The organism is Aquirufa originis (assembly GCF_042714495.1).
GTDB lineage: Bacteria > Bacteroidota > Bacteroidia > Cytophagales > Spirosomataceae > Aquirufa > Aquirufa originis.
The window spans coordinates 2501-5200 of record NZ_JBBKXY010000004.1; the positions used below are offsets into that span (position 1 = coordinate 2501).

2 rRNA genes (1 of these 2 running past the window's edge) are annotated in these 2700 nt (G+C 48.9%); both read left to right on the plus strand.

The features are described from left to right. Positions 1 to 2502, plus strand: a 23S ribosomal RNA gene (locus SKC35_RS11365) (it extends 331 nt beyond the left edge of the window). Between the two features lie 67 nt (positions 2503 to 2569). Next, positions 2570 to 2681 (plus strand): 5S ribosomal RNA (gene rrf / locus SKC35_RS11370). Positions 2682 to 2700: the final 19 nt, after the last annotated feature.

Below are 2700 nucleotides of genomic sequence, written 5' to 3' on the forward strand. Positions count from 1 at the left end.
TCTGGGAAGGCAGGCCATAGAAGGTGAGAGCCCTGTATCGGTAAGCTTATATAATTGTAGTGGTATCCTGAGTAGGGGGGGACTGGAGAAATCCCCTTTGAATCTGCCGGCACCATCCGGTAAGGCTAAATACTACCAAGAGACCGATAGTGAACGAGTACTGTGAAGGAAAGGTGAAAAGTACCCTGAGTAAGGGGGTGAAAAGACCCTGAAACCATACGCTTACAAGCGGTCGGAGCCCTTTCGTGGGGTGACGGCGTGCCTTTTGCATAATGAGCCTACGAGTTACTTTCACTGGCGAGGTTAATCACGTTGACGTGAGCAGCCGGAGCGAAAGCGAGTCTGAATAGGGCGCTTAGTCAGTGGGAGTAGACGCGAAACTTTGTGATCTACCCATGAGCAGGTTGAAGCTCCGATAACACGGAGTGGAGGACCGAACCAGTTTACGTTGAAAAGTATTTGGATGACTTGTGGGTAGGGGTGAAAGGCCAATCAAACTGAGAAATAGCTCGTACTCCCCGAAATGTTTTTAGGAACAGCCTCGGGGTTAAGTTTTAAGCAGGTAAAGCTACCGATAGGACTAGGGGGAGTCAAATCCTACCAAATCCTGACGAACTCTGAATGGCTTAAAATATACCCGGGAGTGAGGGTTGGGGTGCTAAGGTCCCAATCCGAGAGGGAAAGAACCCAGACCAACAGCTAAGGTCCCAAAATCTTTACTAAGTTGAACTAAGGAAGTCTGATTGCAGTGACAGCCAGGATGTTAGCTTGGAAGCAGCTATTCATTTAAAGAGTGCGTAACAGCTCACTGGTCGAGCGAGGCGGGCATCGATAATAAACGGGCATCAAGTAAAGTACCGAAGCTTTGGATTATATTTATATACTGGTAGGGGAGCATTCTGATCTGCGGTGAAGGTGAAGCGACGAGCTTTGCTGGAGCGTTCAGAAAAGCAAATGTAGGCATGAGTAACGATAATGAGGGCGAGAAACCCTCACGCCGAAAGACTAAGGTTTCCTCAGCTATGCTAATCAACTGAGGGTTAGTCGGGGGCTAAGGGTCTAGCGAAGGCGACAACCTAATGCACAACAGGTTAATATTCCTGTACTTACTTATTGGGCAAATAGATGACGGAGATTACAGGTTACCAGATACTGACGGAATAGTGTCTTTGAGAGGCGGCAGCAATGCCAAAACGAGTGTAGTGAGTAAACTTCCAAGAAAAGTCTAGGCGTGTATAACTAATAAGTAACCCGTACCGTAAACCGACACAGGTGGTCGAGAAGAATATTCTAAGGCGCTCGAGTGAATCACGGCTAAGGAACTCGGCAAATTAACCCTGTAACTTCGGGATAAAGGGAGCCACGAGCAATCGTGGCCGCAGAGAAATGGCCCAGGCGACTGTTTAACAAAAACACATGGCTTTGCTAAATCGAAAGATGACGTATAAGGCCTGACACCTGCCCGGTGCTGGAAGGTTAAGGGGGGATGTTAGTGGCAACACGAAGCATTGAACTGAAGCCCCAGTAAACGGCGGCCGTAACTATAACGGTCCTAAGGTAGCGAAATTCCTTGTCGGGTAAGTTCCGACCTGCACGAATGGTGTAACGATCTGGGCACTGTCTCAGCCGTGAGCTCGGTGAAATTGTAGTAACGGTGAAGATGCCGTTTACCCGCAACGGGACGGAAAGACCCCATGAACCTTTACTATAGCTTAGCATTGAGTTTTGGTACTGGATGTGTAGGATAGGTGGGAGGCTGTGAGCCGGTGTCGCTAGGCATCGGGGAGCCAACGTTGAAATACCACCCTTCTTGTACTGGAATTCTAATCCCCAAAGGGGAGACATTGCTTGGTGGGTAGTTTGACTGGGGTGGTCGCCTCCAAAAGAGTAACGGAGGCTTTCAAAGGTTCCCTCAGCACGCTTGGTAACCGTGCGTAGAGTGCAATAGCAAAAGGGAGCTTGACTGTGAGACCGACAAGTCGATCAGGTACGAAAGTAGGATATAGTGATCCGGTGGTTTAGTATGGAACAGCCATCGCTCAAAGGATAAAAGGTACTCTGGGGATAACAGGCTGATCTCCCCCAAGAGCTCACATCGACGGGGAGGTTTGGCACCTCGATGTCGGCTCGTCACATCCTGGGGCTGGAGAAGGTCCCAAGGGTTCGGCTGTTCGCCGATTAAAGTGGCACGCGAGCTGGGTTCAGAACGTCGTGAGACAGTTCGGTCCCTATCTGTTGTGGGCGTAGGAATATTGACAGGTTCTGACTTTAGTACGAGAGGACCGAGTTGGACTGACCGCTGGTATATCAGTTGTTCTGCCAAGGGCATAGCTGAGTAGCCACGTCGGGACCAGATAAGCGCTGAAAGCATCTAAGTGCGAAACTGACCTGAAGATGAGTATTCCATGAAGGGTCCGTGTAGACGACACGGTCGATAGGCTACAGATGTAAAGACAGTAATGTCAAAGTCGAGTAGTACTAATTACCCGAAAGCTTACCTTTTATTAATTTACACACTGCTGTTTATTTTATCTCACAATATGGCTAAAGGCTAAAACCTTGCAAAAAGTATGGAGCCGATAGGACGGGTGTTCACCTCTTCCCATCTCGAACAGAGAAGTTAAGCCCCGCACCGCTGATGATACTGGGATCAAACCCGGGAAAGTAAGTAAGCTCCAAGTTATTACAGAAGACCTGCAC